This is a genomic window from Pedobacter chitinilyticus, assembly GCF_003313385.1.
Lineage (GTDB): Bacteria > Bacteroidota > Bacteroidia > Sphingobacteriales > Sphingobacteriaceae > Pedobacter > Pedobacter chitinilyticus.
The window spans coordinates 185,315-204,069 of the sequence record NZ_QMHN01000001.1; the positions used below are offsets into that span (position 1 = coordinate 185,315).

The 18,755-nt window shown below is 42.2% G+C and carries 9 protein-coding genes; all 9 read left to right on the top strand.

The features are described 5' to 3' along the window. Positions 1–67: 67 nt before the first annotated feature. The 9 genes from DUT70_RS00750 to DUT70_RS00790 all read left to right on the top strand — a co-directional run bounded on the left by DUT70_RS00750 (position 68) and on the right by DUT70_RS00790 (position 18,717). Entirely contained in the window at positions 68–2,692 is a 2,625-nt protein-coding gene (locus tag DUT70_RS00750) for a glycerophosphoryl diester phosphodiesterase (protein WP_240431987.1), read from the top strand. Between the two features lie 2 nt (positions 2,693–2,694). Then, a complete protein-coding gene (locus DUT70_RS00755) occupies positions 2,695–6,153 on the top strand; it encodes a hypothetical protein (RefSeq protein ID WP_128353265.1) in 3,459 nt (1,152 codons plus the stop codon). A gap of 6 nt (positions 6,154–6,159) precedes the next feature. Next, entirely contained in the window at positions 6,160–7,602 is a 1,443-nt protein-coding gene (locus tag DUT70_RS00760) for an SGNH/GDSL hydrolase family protein (RefSeq protein WP_113645379.1), read from the top strand. Between the two features lie 123 nt (positions 7,603–7,725). Continuing rightward, on the top strand, positions 7,726–8,676 hold the full coding sequence (locus DUT70_RS00765; protein WP_240431988.1) for a DUF4886 domain-containing protein: 951 nt from the start codon (positions 7,726–7,728) through the stop codon (positions 8,674–8,676). Positions 8,677–8,722: 46 nt separating this feature from the next. Further along, positions 8,723–10,408 (top strand): sodium:solute symporter family protein, encoded by a 1,686-nt coding sequence (locus tag DUT70_RS00770; RefSeq protein ID WP_113645380.1) that lies wholly within the window; start codon positions 8,723–8,725, stop codon positions 10,406–10,408. A 469-nt stretch (positions 10,409–10,877) separates the two neighbouring features. After that, positions 10,878–11,942: a hypothetical protein gene (locus DUT70_RS00775; protein ID WP_113645382.1), complete on the top strand. Its 1,065-nt coding sequence runs from the start codon at positions 10,878–10,880 to the stop codon at positions 11,940–11,942. Positions 11,943–11,961: 19 nt separating this feature from the next. Beyond that, on the top strand, positions 11,962–13,554 hold the full coding sequence (locus DUT70_RS00780; protein ID WP_162926547.1) for a T9SS type A sorting domain-containing protein: 1,593 nt from the start codon (positions 11,962–11,964) through the stop codon (positions 13,552–13,554). Positions 13,555–13,679: 125 nt separating this feature from the next. Next, positions 13,680–15,296: a T9SS type A sorting domain-containing protein gene (locus DUT70_RS00785; RefSeq protein WP_113645386.1), complete on the top strand. Its 1,617-nt coding sequence runs from the start codon at positions 13,680–13,682 to the stop codon at positions 15,294–15,296. A gap of 10 nt (positions 15,297–15,306) precedes the next feature. Continuing rightward, a complete protein-coding gene (locus tag DUT70_RS00790; protein ID WP_205529706.1) occupies positions 15,307–18,717 on the top strand; it encodes a glycoside hydrolase family protein in 3,411 nt (1,136 codons plus the stop codon). The last annotated feature ends 38 nt before the right edge of the window (positions 18,718–18,755 follow it).

Below are 18,755 nucleotides of genomic sequence, written 5' to 3' on the forward strand. Positions count from 1 at the left end.
TTTTCGGGAAAGCAATCTGCCTCGCAATGACGCCTCACATTAAAACAAAAATCCCCATTGCTTAGCCATGACTTTTAAGAAAAAAAATGCGTTTTATATTGGCCTTTTGAGCTGCCTTGCCATCATCGCTTTCAGTAATATTGCTTGGCAAAGTAGTGAGGAACTGGTGCTCAAAGGATCAAAACTGGACCTTCGATGGAAAAAAGGAGAGAAAGGGTGGCGCATTACCAATATTGCAGTTAAAGGCCAACAAAAATGGATACAGTTACCCAATCCAGTTGGGAATTACACCTTGCTTTATACCCCCGTTAAACCAGATACGGTAGAGGCTCCGTTGTTTGATAAAGATGGCAAAAAGTCAAATTTCCCTGAACCTATTTATAAGTACATCACTTCCCATTGGAGTCAGGTAACGCAATCGGTGCAGTTAAATACGGCGGGGGAGGCTGTTCATTTTTATCCAGATCAGATCACCAAAAATAAAGATCAGTCCCTCAACTTCTCTAAAGAAACAGGAACGGCAAGCATCAATGCCCTATGGCAAATTGATCCAAAATTTCCTACAGATATTACGGTTAAAATCACCTTGAAAGCCAATAAAGATGGCTATTATTCTATTGCAAGCCCAACCTTGGCAACGGTTTCAAATGAGCAGCTCTCTTGGGGTTTAATGCCTGGATACTTTCAGGGCGCAACGCTGGAAAAAGACTTGGTGAAAGCTTATGCCTACGGGCAGGGCATCCCAGATCGGCCAATTGTGGTAAGAGAACGTACCGCAAGTACACTTTCGCCATTGATCAGTTCAAAAAATGGCGTAACCATGGCCGTTATTCCAGAACCAGGTACAGGAAGAAACCCTTGGAGCAAGGATAAAAACACCCATAATGAATGGTTGTTGGGCCTTTCGCTCATGAATAGAGAGGCGAAACTTTCACCAACGGCTTATCATCCCGTTTTAGGACAAAAAGGATCCTTCCTTAAAAAAGGAGAAACCACAAGTTTTACTTTTAGGTACTCGCTTCAAGCGGCAGATTGGTATACGGTATTTAAACACGCCGTGTATGATATTTATCGTTTCAAGGACTTTTTGGACTTAAAGCAAACTTCGCAATCGCTAACAGATCGCATTTTGGCTATGCATAAATATGTGGTCGACGACAAAACCTCCATGTGGCGTATCGAACAGTATAAAAACTTAACCATAGGTGCACAGGCCTATCTTGGCGGCGTATTGGGATCCGATAAAGATGCCATGAAAAATTCTGATTACGGGGCGATGTGGATGCTTTCGAACATCATGAAAGACTCCGTTTTACAAAAACAACGTTTACCGTTTGCCCGTAATTTCAAATTACTCCAACAAGAGGAAAAACCAGGCTTTTTTGAAGGCTCTGCTGCGGGACAATATTACCTATCCAAAAGCAAAAAGTTTACAGAAGAGTGGGGCCCATATGTTGAACCTATTGGCGTAACCTATTACACCATGATGGATATTGGCAATATCTTGCTGTTTGAACCAGGTGATGCCGAATTAAAAGAGAAATTGAGGAAAGGCGCAGAACGATTGTTGGCTTGGCAAGGGCAGCAAGGCGAATGGGCGGTAGCTTACGACCATGCATCTGAAAAGCAGCTCTTTACAGAACTTCAAGATTTGCGCCCAACGTTTTACGGATTGCTGATTGCCTATCGAGTTTTGGGGGATCAGAAATATTTGACAGCGGCTTGTAAAGGTGCCGATTGGTACATCCAACAAGCAATTGATAAAGGGCAATTTCTAGGCGTTTGTGGTGATACCAGATTCGTTCAAGATTTTGCTACAGGACAAAGTATCCAAGCATTATTGGATTTGTATGAACTGACCAAAAAAGACCTTTATCTAAAATCGGCCATTAAAGCGGCTAAATTTTATACCACTTCTATTTATACACACCCTATTCCTACAAAAGAGGTGAAAACGGTGAAAGGCATCAGTCGTCAAGATTGGGAAATTAGCCAAGTAGGTTTAAGCTTTGAACATGGTGGAAGCATAGGTTCTGCCAATTCCCTAGGACCCATTTTATTGGCTAGTCATGCGGGTTTGTTTGTACGTATTTACGAGCTCACCAAAGATCCTATTTATTTAGATATGGCAAGAGCCGCGGCATGGGGCCGTGATGCTTTTGTGGACAAAAAAACAAGCGTAGCTTCTTATTACTGGACGGCCATGAATGCTGGACCAGGTTCATTCCCTCATCACGCTTGGTGGCAAATTGGTTGGATCACGGATTATCTTTTGTCTGAAGCAAAGCTCCGTTCCAATGGCGAGGTTTCGTTTCCAAGAGGATTTATCACCCCAAAAGTAGGACCGCATCAAAGTTATGGCTTTGCACAAGGGGAAATTTACAACACTCCCGTTTCATTAATGCTTAGTGACGGTTTGCTCAAAGCAGACAGCCCTTACTTGGATTACATCGAGGCCATCAATACAGATCAGAAGAAATGCTTTTTGGTGTTGCTCAATAACAGCAATAAACCACTAAGCACAAAAATTCATATCAATCCCGAGAAAATTCAGGGGGCTTCGGTAAGCAAAATTAAAAGCACAGTGTTTATAGACGCTGCTTCAAAAAAACAACAATTAGCCGCTGCCGATCAAACGTGGAATATCGAAATCGGAGCTTATGGTTTAAAAGTGATTGCCTTAAATTATTGATGATGAAACAAGGGCCTAATGCTGATAGAAAGTATTTGAAAATAGGTTTTACCATATTGCTTGCTTGCTTTTTTGCGGTTAAAACTCACGGACAAGCACCAACAAACTATCTGATAGAAGCCGAAGATTTTCAATTTCCAGGCGGATGGGCTTTTGGTAAAGAAGCAGGAACAAATGTCTCAGGAAAAGGAGCACTCATTGGATCTGCTGCTGCGGAGCCTACTACTGATGCCTTTACCGTGGTTAAAATAGCCAACAAAGGCAGTTACTTTGTATGGACCAAATCAAGAGACTACGCTGAAAATAAACCAGGAACAAGAAAATATTTGTTGATCTGCAATGACGAACCAGTAACCACCGAATCTGGCGCCCATTTAAAAGAAGGATACCGTTGGGAAAAAGTAGGCAAAGTGACCTTAAATGCTGGCGAAAATCTGCTGAGACTAAAAAATACCAAGTTAAGCTTTGCCCGCTGCGATGCTATTTTTTTCACTACCGATGAATCTTTTGATCCTAACGAAAAAGCGCAATCGCTCCATAGCTATTATTTAAAACCAGTTGAGGTTGCAGCAAGCCAAGCGCAGGTAAATATCACTACGCCAATTCGCTTCACTAAGAAAGAAAAAGTACTAGGCACCTTAACCAATGGCAAGCTAAAACTCACCATACAACAAGTTTTGGATGCGAAGACAAATAAAAAACACATCGTTACCCTCTCCGAAGTTTTTCAGGATAACAAATGGGTAAGTCTTAGCCAAAATGCAGAAGAAAATAGGATTTTCCTGTTAAGGGCTAAAAAGCCTAAAATTGAATTTGGACCCTATTATGCTTCGTGGAAAAATGCAACGAGCATCACCACCTTTTCTGCTAATGGGAAATCTTATCAGGTAATGGATCCAAATGGGGCTAAAAATCCATTTTTTGCTGGCGATTTGCTGTTGTGCAAACCAACAACCATTACACAAGTATCCCCCGAAGAAATTAAAATCACCTATTTAACCGAAGAAGGAAATGAGGTAAAAGGCACTTGGAAACTAAAACCAGAATCGGCCAATTACGAATTGAGTTTGGAGTACGCAGCCAAGGAAGAAGGTTTTTACAGTTTTGTGGTTTCGGCTTTTCAAGCTGTTGCGGCTAATAACGTAAAAAATGTACAATTGCCTCCCATGTTCAATTATACCCGTATTCCGCAGGAACCGCTATTGGTGCCTAGCGCCATGACACCCCAACCTTTGGCTATTGTAGAGGTCGCCAATACAGGCAAACCCCTAAGCTTATTTGTGTCGGGCGTAGCCGATGAGTTTCCTTTAGATTGGGCAAAAGATGTGAACTCACGCATGGGTTTTTCACTTAAAAATGAGTTGAATGAAATACAGCCCGTGGCTTTTGCGCCAGTGCTTGGTTTAAGCGATTCGAAATTGCTGAAAGGCGCCACTTTAAAAAGAAAATTCAACATTGGTGCCATTGCTGGCAATTGGAATGAGGCTTTGGTCTATATCTCTAACCATATTTATCAGGTAAAAGATTATCGCCTACAAGATTCTACCTCCTTAACCAATGCCGCCTTTAACATCATCGATCTCATCAAAAATGAGGATGCTTCCGGATGGAACCCAAAACTGAAGGGTTTTTATGATATAGAAGCCGATCCTAAAATTGCACCAACCGTAGCACAATCATCGCCTTTGGCTATTATTTCTGCCTCGGTACTGGGTAAAGATGAAGATTTATATTTGACCCGTGCCCTGCCAACCATAGAATACACCCTTTCGCGTAGTGCATTCAGATGGGCAACGGGGGTAGGGGCACCATATAATCCTACCAAGCAGTCGCTCGAATTCAATCCTTACAAAAACGTACAATTTAACACGGCTTATTTCGAATCCCTTAATCAATTGCTAGGGCAGAAAAACCCTTGGTTGTTACAGGTTGCCATGCCTGATCAGTTGCCTCGCAAGCTTTCGGGTTATTCGGTAAACATCCCTGCTTGGACGCAAGAACTAGCCGCCTATCGCCTTACCAAAGATAAAAAATGGCTTAATGAGGCCGTTTCACATGCCAAAGACTTTATACAAAATGACGTGTATGGCGCTAAAAGCAATTTGCTCACCGCTCAACCATTTTACAACACCTCTTTTTATCCCTATTGGTGGGATTTGATGGACCTTTATGAAGTAACTAAAGAGGCTTCGTTTGCAAAAGCAGCCGAGTACGCTTCGTTTTTCACCATTGCGGGCATTCGTTCTTATCCAACGGTTGAAGATAAAATGCAGTTGATCCACGAAGGAAACCAATATGAGGGCAATACTAATTTATGGTGGAAGAACGGCGATAAATTTCGTCTAGGCTTCCCTCGTCGTGCTGGAGATGTGAAAGAGAAAGAAGTTCCGCAATCATTAATTTCCCCAGTGGGACTTGGTTTAGAGCAACCCAGCACCTTCTTCCTGCCGAATAAAAATGTTCGCCATATTTTCATGTCAACCTGGGCGCCGCATTTGCTAAGGATGGCTGATTATAACAAACTGGATATTTTTGAAATATACGCTCGCAACTCCATTATTGGACGTTTCTCTGGTTATCCTGGCTACTATGCCACAGGTTATACAGACCTTACTTATCGTGCCGAATATCCTTACAAAGGACCAGATATCAATTCAATTTACTACCACCACATTGCTCCGCATCTGGCTTTTACCTTAGATTTTTTGGTGACCGAAGCCGTACAGAGATCACAGGGACGTATCAGTTTTCCTTGGGGCAAGCAAGAAGGCTTTGTTTGGTTTAACAACCGAATTTATGGTGGTGGAAAAGGAACCATTTACGACGATAGTAATGCCAGTATTTGGCTAAAAAAAGGTTTAGTGAACATTGATATTCCCGAAATCAATTACCTTACCGCTAAGTCAAAGGACCGCTTTTGGGTCATCTTATTAAACGAATCTAAAAAACAGCAACAGTTTAACCTTAGGCTTAATGCCAAGGAAATAGGAATTAAAAATGCAGGAATTAAGCTTTATCAGGGTCAAAATCCTGAACCAGTAGATGCAATGTCTGCTGAGCATCAAATAAAAGCAACAATAGCTGGAAAAGGTATGATCGCTTATGCTTTCCCACTTCAAACCAACACGGTAGAAAAAGAGCTTTTGCCTGTGAAGGAGGGAATGAAAGAAATTAATTTAGGAGCACCTTGGGGCACCCTTTACGCTTTCAGAATTCGTTCGCCATTTGGTTGGGATTCCATTTATACCTATTTGAGTACCTCGCCAATAACAGGTGCCGAGGCAGAATTGGTCATCAATGATGATGCAGCTACCGCGGTTAAATGTTTGGCTTACCCTTACGAATGGTCCTTTAATAAAATTGATCCGCATCAACCTGTGAGCATTAGTGTAAACTTGAAAAGCAAAGATAAAAACGAAGTGCGTCAGGTTCATCTCACCTTAGAAGGCGTAAAACCATAATCACAAATGAATTTGACGATGTTTTATAAAAAAGCTTGTTTAACGGTCGCATTGATGCTCTCTTTAGCTAGTTACGCACAAAAAAATACAACATTGAGCAAAGAAACTCAAGAAAGGGAAAGACTTATTGCCGCCAGTCAAGCAGGAGCAATGCCCTTGTTTTTCGATCCTTTAGTGCCAGCAACACCTGCAATTACACCAGGAACTTTTAGTGATCCCAACGATTTCTTTGTACGAAAGGGACTGCCTAATTTTTTTAACAAGGCGAAAAAGAAACAACCGCTAGTGGTAGGATATATAGGCGGAAGCATTACCCGTGGCATCAACTTGTACCGCATGCAATCGGCCAAGTTTATCCAAGAAATGTACCCTCATATCAAAATGCAATTTATCAATGCAGGAATATCTGGTACAGGAACTGATTTGGGTGCCTGTAGAATTCAGGAGCAGGTGTTGCAGTACAAACCCGATTTGGTTTTTGTAGAGTTTGCCGTTAACAATGCTTTTGCAGAAGGAATGGAAGGCATCATCCGCCAGATATGGAAAGCTAACCCCCAAACGGATATTTGCTTACTATACACCATTTACAGTGGACAGACCAAGACTTACGCCAGCGGAAAAATTCCTCCAAATATTCTTGGCCTCGAAAAATTAGCAGATTACTATCAAATCCCTTCGGTACACATGGGCCTTGAAGCCAGTATGCTCGAAAAAGAAGGTCAACTCCTTTGGAAAGCACCAGCGGGAACCAAAACAGACAAGATTATTTTCTCTAACGATGGTACGCATCCTGTGGAAGCAGGAGGAAACCTATACGCACAGGCCATCGCACGATCGTTCCTTAAAATGCAAGACTACGCCGAAAATAAAAAGCACGAATTGCCAAAGCCTTTGTTGGCAGATAATTGGGAAGAAGCAAAAATGCTTGCCCCATCTGTCGCCCAGTTTAGCAAGGGTTGGACTAAGTTTGATCCCAATGGATTGGCAGATTTTAAGCAGTTTGCAGGTTGGTTCCCTTACGTTATGAAGGCCGAAAAACCTGGAGAATACTTCACGTTTAAATTTAAAGGCAACATGATTGGTTTTTTTGATATTGGTGGTCCAGAAGTAGGGCAGCTCACTTTAGAAATTGACGGGAAGAAAACAACCATTCATAAACAGGCGGGAACCCTGGTATTAAAAACCGAAACAGCAAATCATACCGAAGACCTGATTAACAGGTTTAACTTCTATTGTAATAACAGGTATAGGGGACAGGCAGAATTTTTTGAGTTACCAGATGGTGTACATACGGTGAAGTTTACAGTATCGGATATCATCCCTGATAAGAAGCAAATTTTGGGAGAAAGTCAGGCGGCTGATATAACGGCTAATCCAGCTAAATACCATAAAATGGTAGCTTACATTGGGAAAATATTGATCAAAGGGGAGATACTTCCAATGAATTGATTTTGAAAATTAGAAATAATTCATAAATTTGATTTTTAACCATACCAGACCAAACCAGTTTCGTTTTTCATTGACGGCTAATTGATAAGCTACTTACTGAATTCGAATATTATAAATACACAAATGAACTACACTAAAATGATCGCACAAAAGATCGAGCATACCAAAAAGATTTTCTTTTGGGCAATTGCCTTCATGCTACTAAGCAATGTTACCTATGGACAAACTAAAAGCGATACCCTTCGCATCTTTCTGATTGGCAATAGCTTTTCTCAAAATGCATCTGCCTACTTGCCCGAAATGGCTAAGGAAAAAGGAAAGCATTTAATCATTGGTAGGGCCGAATTAGGCGGTCATTCATTGGAGCAGCACTGGAAATACGTAGAGGCCGCAGAAGCCAATCCCGAAAGTGCAGCAGGCAGACCCTATAAAGGAAAATCTTTGCGTATGCTGCTGTCAGAAGGAAAGTGGGATATCATTACCTTACAACAAGCTTCTTACCTTTCTGCAGATAAAGAGAGCTATACCCCGTATGCCCAAAAGCTTTACGACTTTGTGAAGTCCATTCAACCAAAAGCAGAAGTAGTATTACACCAAACTTGGGCCTACCGTACCGATGCAAAAACTTTTGGTAGGGTAGCTGCTGGACAATTGGCACAAAATCAGGCTGAAATGTGGCAAAAATCTAGAGAGGCTTACCACGCAGCAGCCAAGCAACTGAAAGTAAGACTAATCCCCGTAGGAGATGCTTTTGAGGAAGTAGCTACAGGTAAGCAATATGCTTATCAAAAAGATGCTGCATTTGATTTTGCTAATCCTACGTACCCTAATTTACCAAACCAGGTGAATTCATTGAACATGGGGTATTCTTGGAAAAACAATAAGGAATTTACTTTTGATGCCAACCATGCTAACGAAGCTGGAAGATACTTAGGCGGATTGATTTGGTATGCTTTTCTATTTAAAGATTCTCCTGAAAACATCCAATTTGTACCGAATAAAGTTCCTGCAGATTTTGCAAAGTATTTGAGAAAAGTGGCTGCACAAACGGTTAAGAACTCAAATAAAAAATAACGAAGAAATAAAGTCCAAGCCTCTATATAACAATGCTTAATTAAGAATGAACTCGCTAATAGATACCTCCGTCATCGTTGTTTTCTCCGTATTTATCATGGTAATTGGTCTGCTGTTCTCGCGGACAGGCCGTAACCTCAAGTCGTTTTTCGCAGGCGGCGAAGCAGTGCCTTGGTTCATCGGAGGTTTATCGTTGTTCATGAGCTTTTTCTCAGCAGGTACCTTTGTGGCATGGGGTTCCATTGCTTATAAATATGGTTGGGTTGCCGTTACCATTCAATGGACCATGTGTATTGGTGGTTTGGTTACAGGTTTGTACCTAGCACCCAAATGGAAAGCTACGGGAAGCTTAACGGCAGCAGAATTTATCAAAGAAAGACTTGGCGAGAAAGTTCAAAAAAGCTTCATCTACATCTTTATGTTGGTGTCATTGTTCATCAAAGGCTCGGTGTTATATTCAGTGTCTAAATTAGTGGGCTCATCTCTCGAATTCCCATTGGTGCCTGTAACCGTGGTATTGGGTATCTTGATGATTGCTTACACCGCGGTAGGTGGTTTGTGGGCTGTAATGGTCACTGACATATTGCAATTTGTGATTTTAACGGCTGCGGTGCTGTTGATTATTCCTTTGGCTTTTACGGAAGCAGGAGGTGTGCAGAATTTCTTAACCAAAGTTCCTGATGATTTTTTCCAGCCTGTTAACGGCGAATACACTTGGGGATTTATTGGAGCTTTTGCCTTATATCACATTTTCTATATTGGCGGTAATTGGACTTTTGTGCAACGTTATACCAGTGTAGATACACCAAAATCGGCTTCTAAAGTGGCCTTTCTTTTTGCTGGCTTGTATATCTTAAGCCCAGTATTGTGGATGTTGCCACCCATGATTTACCAGACCATTAATCCTGGTTTATCAGGGATCGAAACCGAAAATGCCTACCTCATGGTTTGTAAGCAAGTACTGCCCGCAGGCTTAATGGGCTTGATATTAACGGGGATGTATTTTTCTACTTCTGCCTCTGCAAATACGGCATTAAATGTGGTTTCTGCAGTGTTCACCAACGATATCTATAAAGGCAACATTAACCCTAAAGCAAGCGATGAAAAATTAATGAAAGTGGCGCGTACTTCTTCTTGGTGCTTCGGTTTTGGGATGATCGCCATTGCCTTAATTGTACCTTACATTGGCGGTATTGTAGAGTTTACCTTAAGTGTTGGTGCCATCACTGGTGGTCCATTGTTAGCACCGCCAATTTGGGCTTTGTTCTCTAAACGAATCACAGGAAAGGTAACTATTTTGGTGACCATGATCAGTTTAGCGGTAAACCTCATATTTAAAATAATGCTCCCGTTGGTATTTGATTATAAACTGAGTCGTGGAAGTGAAATGCTACTAGGTGTATTGTTGCCATTTGCTTTGTTGCTGATTTACGAAATCTATGCCGCATCAAAAGGATTGATCAGTAAAGAATACTTGCAATTACAGGAGCGCAAAGCCGTGCGTAAAGCAACGGTTGTACAAGTGGATGAAGCCGAACTTGCTGAAACCAGAAAGCAGAATAAATTTGGCTTACAGGTGATTTCATTTTCACTGGCATTTATTGCGCTGTTGCTGTTTGTACTTTGTGCCTTTACGGCAAAAGCAACAGGGATGGTCGCAGTTATTGCAACAATCATCTTGTTAAGTGCATTAATTCCATTTAGGGCTTCCAGAAAAGCAGTGGTGAAGTAATTTAAGTTGTTCCTGAAATAAGTTTCAAAGCCTGGTTATTTGCAAATAGTCAGGCTTTGAAGTATCAATAGATATGTTTGTGATATGTTTGGGCACAGCACCTACCATTCATCAGAACGTCATCCCAAATTTATTTCGGGATCTTAAAGCGTTATAAAACCTAACTATTGCTTTACGATGCCCAATCGAGTTGGGCATAACGACAAGCCTAAAGTCGTGGCACCTTCCAGCATCGGCATCCTCACAACAAAAAGTTTTTTCAAAAAAAATTGCTTTTACGAAAATAACTGATACTTTTGGTTAAAATAAAAAACCAAACCAAACCAAACCAATATAAATCTTTTAATTCAACTCACCTACGGGTTTTGCACAAGCTCCTCATCGAATGCTCCCTTTGGAAATAAGCATGGTTTCATTCGTCAAAGTTTTAGATGCTTCTTAACCAACCCGTATACTTTAAAGAACGGATATGAATAAAAAACTTTTACTAACCTGTTTATTTGCAATCGCTGTACGTACTGCTTTTTCTCAAACTGCCTTTACGCCAGGCAGCTTATCGGTGTTAAGGGTTGGAGATGGAACAGCAACTTTGGGAACAGCTGCGCTTCCAGTATTTATCGACGAGTATTCGACCAGTGGAAAGCTGATCAGAAGCATTGCCTTACCCACTGCATTCGCTGGAAAAAACAAACGACTAACCTTAGATGGTAACACGCCCAGCGTTTCTTCTTTCGAGGGACTTTTGTCGCTTTCTCAAGACGCTAAAAAGCTTTCACTAGCAGGTTACGATGCTGCCGTGGGGACAGATGCTGTTGTTGCTTCGGAAAGTGACCAAACTAACAGAGTCATTGGGGTAATAGATGGGGCAGGCAATGTAAATACCGCTACGGCTTTAAATATTTATTCCAAGACTTATATCGGTTCGGCAGTAACCGATGGAAACAACGTGTGGGTTGCTGGTGGAAGTGCCAATATCTACAGCACTACTATTGGTTCAACCGATGCAACTTCTATTATTGGACGTTCTGGAAGGTCTATTCGCATCTTTAAAAATCAACTATATGTTTCTCAATCTTCTGGTTTGGTAGGCCCTTTAGTGACTATTGGAACAGGTTTGCCAACCTCGGCTCCTCAAACAGCCGTCGCAGTTCCTGGTATCACCATTAATGGCACTAGCCCAACTGGACGAGAATTTTTCTTTGCAGATATCAACCCAAATATTCCTGGCTATGATGTGCTATACATTGCCAATACAGGAATTACTGACGGCATCACCAAATATTCTCTAATAGATGGTTCTTGGGTTGCAAACGGTACCGTAAAAGGACAATACACTGGTCTTACCGCTACCGTATCTGGTAACGAAGTAACTGTTTACGGAATTAAATATGGAGCTACCTCATCGGAACTATTTAAAATTACCGACAATACAGGTCACAACGGGTCTATTTCAGCATTAACCCGCTCGGTATTAGCTAAAACTGGTGCCAATACAGTATTCCGTGGACTTTCATTATCGCCTCAAAAACCCTAACCATTTAAACCAAACTATGATGAAAAGAAAACTACTATTAAGTTGTTTGTTTGCAGTGGCGGCCCATACTGGGTTTTCACAAACCGCATTCACCGCAGGCAGTTTATCCGTCCTACGAGTTGGCGACGGTTCAGCAGCCTTAGGTACAAGTGCAACAGCTGTATTTATTGATGAATATTCCACCAGCGGAACATTAATTAGAAGCATTGCATTACCTACTGCGGTGGTAGGAGCTAATCGACGACTAACCTTGGATGGAAATACATCAGGTGTTTCTTCATCTGAAGGACTTTTATCGCTTTCGCAAGATGGAAAGAAGCTTACCTTAACAGGCTATGATGCGCCTACAGGAATGGCCACAATAGCAACATCGGCCAGTGCAACTTACAATAGGGTGGTAGGAGTGATCGATGGAACGGGTAATGTAAATACAAGCACCGCACTAGATATTTTTAACTCGCAATTGATTTCCTCAGCTGTTGCAGATGGAAACAATTTATGGATATCAGGGGGAACTGCAAATATTTATTATACCACCATTGGAGCGACTACGGCAACATCAATAGTTGCACGTACAGGAAGGTCTTTACGTATTTTTAATAACCAGCTTTATGCCTCGCAAGTATCAGGCGTAATTGGTCCGATAATTACTATTGGTACAGGCTTACCTACAACCAGTGGCCAGTCTATCGCTGGATTACCTGGCATGCCAATCACTACACCATCTGGTCGAGAGTTTTTCTTTGCTGACCTTGACCCTACGATAGCTGGCTATGATGTTTTATATATTGCCAACTCGGCAAATACCGATGGGATTTCTAAATATTCATTGGTTGGTGGTAATTGGGTGTTAGATAATGTGATCACTGGACAGTATACAGGTTTAACAGGAGTAGTTTCTGGGAACGAAGTGACACTTTACGGTATAAGGTTTGCGGCATCAGCCAATAAATTATTTAAAATTACGGATGCAACGGGTTACAATGCTGCAATGACGGCAACCACTACAGATATTGCTACAGCAGCGGCTAACACGGTATTTCGTGGTTTATCCTTTTCGCCAACAGTAACCACCACACCAGTAAAGCTGCTTTCTTTTACAGGTAAAGAATCTACTAATGGCGTTCGTTTAAATTGGTCTACGGCCTCTGAGCAGAATAACTCACATTATGAGATTTACAGGTCTGCCGATGGACAGAACTTTGCCAAAATAGGTAGCGTTAAAGGAAATGGAACTACCAATGAAGTCCTGAACTATTCGTTCACCGATTTATCGCCATTATTGGGAACGGTTTATTACAAATTAAGTCAAGTAGATTTCGATAATCGTTTTGAAGACTATGGCCCCATTCCAGTAAAATCGAGCCTTCAGAAAAATGACTTAAAAGTTCAGGTGAAAGACAACAGTTTACAAGTTTCCGTATTTGCTTCAACAAACGCAACTTCTGAAATTAAGGTCTACAACATTTCAGGAAATGCCTTGGCAAAAGTAAGCGCAAACCTAACCAGCGGATGGAATACTGTTGAAGTACCATTTACCGCTAGCAGAGGCGTATATATCGTCGCTTCTAAAATTGGGAATGAAATCACCAAAACAAAAATTGCAAAATAAATAGGAGAGGATGGTATGTAAATGCCATCCTTTTCACTTTATAAAAAGAACTGCTGCAATAAATATTTCAGCGGTATCGAATGACTGTTGCGAATACAATAAGTTAAACTAACCAAAACTGTAGTATGAAACGATATGGCTATTTACTGCTGCTGCTCATCTGCTGCACAGTACTGGAGCTGCATGCTCAAAATTTATCTAACAGAAATCTGTTTGTAGTAAGAATTGGCGATGGTAGTGCCTCACTTACCACTGCTGCAACCCCTGTTTATCTGGATGAGTACAGTACGGCTGGAACTTTAATCAGGACCATTGCAATGCCAGTCGTCAACTCGGGAATTAATAAAAAGCTAACCCTGTCTGGTAAATATGCTTATGAAGGTTATCCAGTACTCTCTCCCGATGGGCAATCCGTTTGTTTATTTGGTTATGATGCCGCTCTTGGAACAGCCTCCATTGGCACTTCCGCAAGTAGTACGATCAATAGAACTGCAGGCATTATTTACGCTAACAATACCATCAATACTTCTACCAGTGTAACCGATGCTTTTTCAGCCGTAAATGCTCGTTGCGCGGTATTTGACGGAAATAACGGCATTTGGATGACGGGTGGAACTACGGGGGTTCGCTATGCACAAGTAGGTGCCACCACCTCTACAGCACTAACTACCGTTACGGGGCGTGCCATCAATGTTTTCGACGGACAATTGTACATGTCTTCTACCAGTGGCGATACCAGAATAGCGACTGTTGGACCAGGCGTGTTGCCTATTACAGGACAAGCGGTGACCAATTTACCAGGTTATCCTGCAACAGGAAGCCCTTGCCAGTTTTTTTTGGCTGATGTATGCAATACCGTACCCGGTCCAGACGTGCTTTATGTGGCTGATAATACTGCGGGCGTTTTTAAATACTCGCTCGTTAATGGAACATGGGTAAGCAATGGAAAAGTAGGAATAGCCAGCGACCAATATGTGGGAATAACAGGTAATGCCACTAATGGCAGTGTGGTGATGTATGCCACTCGTAAAAGTGGTACTGGCGACGCAGGTGGTGGCGAATTGGTGAGCATTACAGATCACAGCGGTTTAAATGGAACATTTTCGGCAACACCAGTAGTTTTAGCAACCGCTGCTGCGAATACCGTTTTCAGAGGCCTGTGTTATTCCTTTACGCCAGTTCCTCCAGATGAGGTACTGCCTATTTCATTGCAGGCATTTTCAGTGCAAAAAAGTAACCTTACCACCACAATTAACTGGTCTTCATCTTCAGAAAAAGAAAGCGCTTATTTTGAAGTACAACGGGCACAGGATGATGGACAATTTAAGGAAATTGGGAAGGTTTTAGCCCATGGTTATTCCGATAAAACCATTCATTATAGATACGTAGATGCCAATCCGCTCAAAGGGTTAAACTATTATCGCTTAAAATCGGTAGATACTAACGGACAATTCAGCTTATCTGATATTCGTTTTACGCAATTCGCAAATACGGCTGCTGCCACCATTCAAGCCATCTACCCCAATGATAAAGTACTGGAAATGCTCATTAGCATGCCAGAACCAGGTTTGACCACCTTAAGGATCATTGATATGAGTGGAAAAGTGGTAAGCACAGAGCAACTCAATCTAGACGCAGGCTTTACCAAGATAAAACCACGGGTTAACCTTATTCTAGGCACCTACATTGCAAGCATAAGCACTACGCAAGGCGAGATAAGTACAAAATTTATTAAACAATAATGTTTGAGGTATGAAACAACTTAAAGTATTGTTCACGGGCTTTCTTTTTTTCATCAGCTGTCTGGTTCAAATTAAAGCACAAACCACCACCAATACCTTTTTGGTAGAAGCCGAAGAGTTTCAGTTTCCCGACAGGTGGGTGAGTAGTAATGAAATTGGCGTTTCCAGCGGGGCCATTTTAAGTGTGGGGCAAACCACTACACCAAACGCCAATGCCTACACCGCGATTAGCGTTCAAACCCCTGGTACTTACGATATTTGGACCCGTTCTAGGGATTATCCCGATAATAGACCTGGTACAAGACGATTTTTGATTTACGTGAATGAGGTGGCCATGAGCCAGGAATCTGGCATACACGGACAAGATGGCTATTACTGGGAAAAGGTGGGCACCGCTACACTCGACACTGGTGAAACGCTTTTACGCATCAAAGACACCAGAGGTTATTTTGGACGTTGCGATGCCTTGCTATTAACCACCGTTACCTCGTTTAACCCCAACCTGCAAAGCTTAACCGCATTGCAGGCTTTCAAAATAAGTCCTAAAAAACTGGAATCAATTCCGCCCTCAGCTTTAGTGGCAGCGCCGTATCTGCCCATCACTAGCTCCGCAACCACCAATGCCGAAATGAACAACGGCAAGTTAAAATTGCAGTTTGTGACGGTGATAGATGCGGCCACTAATTTACCTCGTATCGTGAGCACCACCAGTTTGTATAATGTTGGCCAATGGACTGCCGTAAATACAGGAGTGGAATCTAACAGGATTTTTTTACTACATGAAGCTACGCCCGATGTCAACTTTATTGGGGTGAATCCCGCTTGGGAAAATGCAGCAGGAATGAGTACGTTTCAAAGCATGGGGCAAACCTTTTCGGTATTTGACCAAGCTAACGGTAAAAATCCGTTTAGTGCTGGCGAATTGCTGTTGTGCAGGGCTACAGCAGTTACCAAAATATCCGATGAGCAAATAAATGTAACCTATGCGAGCGATAGTGGGCATACCTTAACAGGAACATGGAAATTAGCAGCAGGAGCAAATCATTTGAGTTTAACGCTTAATTATCAAGCAAGCGCAACAGGCTATTACAGTTTTGCCGTGGCGGCCTTACAGCCCGTTGCCACAAGTGCGGTAAAAAATGTGCAGTTACCACCCATGTTTCAATACCAGCGTTTGCCCGACCAGCCGTTGATGGTTCCAAGTGCGCTTACGCCACAACCTGTAAGTATTGTTGAAACGACAGTGAACAATACGCCCTACAGTTATTTTGTGGCAGGTGCCTTATCAAACTTTCCTTTAGAATGGGCCACGGGCGAAACTTCTCCAATGGGATTTTCGCTTAAAAACGAAAGTAATCAGGTACAACCCTTAGCTTTCGGGCCCATTTTAGGTTTTGCCGATTCTAAGCTGAACTCAGGTCAGTCCATCACTCGCGAATTTATGATAGGGGCCTTGCCAAGTACTTGGGATGGTGCTTTAGAATACCTGTCCAATAAGGTTTACGAGGTTAAAGATTACCGCAAACAAGGCACGATCTCCTTAACCAATGCGGCCTTAAATATGGTAGACCTGATTAAAAACGACAACGCATCAGGTTGGGATACCACCATGAAAGGATTTTACGACATTGAACAAAACCCTGTCATTGCGCCAGTGGTGGTCAATACTTCACCCTTAGCGTTGCTTTCGGCGGCCGTACTTGGACAAGACGAAGATCTGTACCTGAAAAGAGCCCTCCCCGCTATTGAATACACCCTCTCACGACGAGGCTACAGGTGGTCTAACAAGCTTGGAACTTTGTACACGCCTACCGAAAGCTCACTCAAATTAAGTCCATATAGTAAGGAATTTAATGTGGCCTATTTTGAAGGATTGGATAAATTGACCAAAGGCGCTAACCCTTGGTTGGTGGACTTGGCATTGCCTAATGGTGAACTGCGGACCACCACGAATAGTTGGACAGAAAAATTGGCGGCTTACCGAATGACCCAAAGCGCATCGTGGTTAAGTGATGCCATTCGAGGTGCGGATTTGTTTCTCACCAACGATGTATATGGGACCAAGACCACTGCACTGGATGAACACGGTTTTTATAATACCTCGTTTTATCCTAACTGGTGGGATTTGATGGATATCTACGAACTCACAAAGTACAGCCGTTACCTGACAGCGGCAGAGAAATCAGCCTTTTATACCATTGCGGGGATCAGGTCTTATCCTAAAGTAACCACCAATCAGCAAACCATTCATCCAGGCAATAACTACAGTGGAACCACCACTATCTGGTGGAAAGGTAACCAACAATTTCGTTTGGGCTACCCTCGTGTGGCTGGCGATGTGCAAGAAAAACAGGTTCCTGAAGACCTCGTTTCTCCCGTAGGTTTAGGCTTCGAACAACCGGTGACGCTTTTCTTTCCTAAAGCTCAAATTCTACATGTTTACATGTCTAACTGGGCACCTAATTTACTTCGCATCTTCCAACACAATAACCGAGATATTTTTGAAACCTATGCCCGTAACTCTATTATTGGCCGTTTCGCCAACTACCCAGGTTATTATGCAAGGGGTTTTACCGATGTGCCTTTAAAAGCAGATTATCCATACGTAGGTCCTGATGTGACTTCTATTTATTACCATCATATTCCTTCTCAATTGGCTTTTTCAGTTGATTTTTTAGTCACTGAAGCCATGCAACGTTCACAGGGAAATATCAATTTTCCATACAGCAGGCAAGAAGGATTTGTTTGGTTCAATAATCGGATTTTTGGAGGCGGAAAGGGAAAAATCTATACGGATAAAGAAGCTACACTACTATTTAAGAAAGATTTGGTTCAATCAAGTAACCCCGATGTGAATTACCTTGCAGCCATTTCCGAAAACAAATTTTGGGTCATCGCCTTAAACGAATCTCCGAACCCCGCTGCGGTGAGTTTAACCCTTACAGATAGCGTAAAAGTGGCGTCTAATTCGTCAAGTGAGCTCTATACCAATGATAATTGTACACCCACTGCTACGGTAATGAATGGTCGTACCACTCAGCTTACTTTAGGTGCAAAAAGTGTTTCGGCGCTTTCATTTCCATTAAGCACCCCATTTAAGGAAGCCAAGGCTCCTAAGTTGCCACAGGGCATGTACACCACTACGGTAGATAGTAATTGGGGCACTTTTTATGTGTTCAGGATAAGGTCTCCATTTGGTTGGGATTCTATTTACGCTTATTTGGATACCCCGCCATTGGAAAATGCAGAAGCTAATCTGACCAGTAATCTTGATTCGGCTACCCTGCAACGAGTGGCTTATCCCTATGAGTGGTCCTTGAAAAAAATCCCTTATGGCCAACAAGTGGTGCTCAATTTACAATTAACACTGAATGGGGCAAATAAGAACCTGTCTGTAACGGTAAACGGCACCAGTAATTAGCCGCCATTTTATACGGATAATTTTCGGGTGAGGGTAAA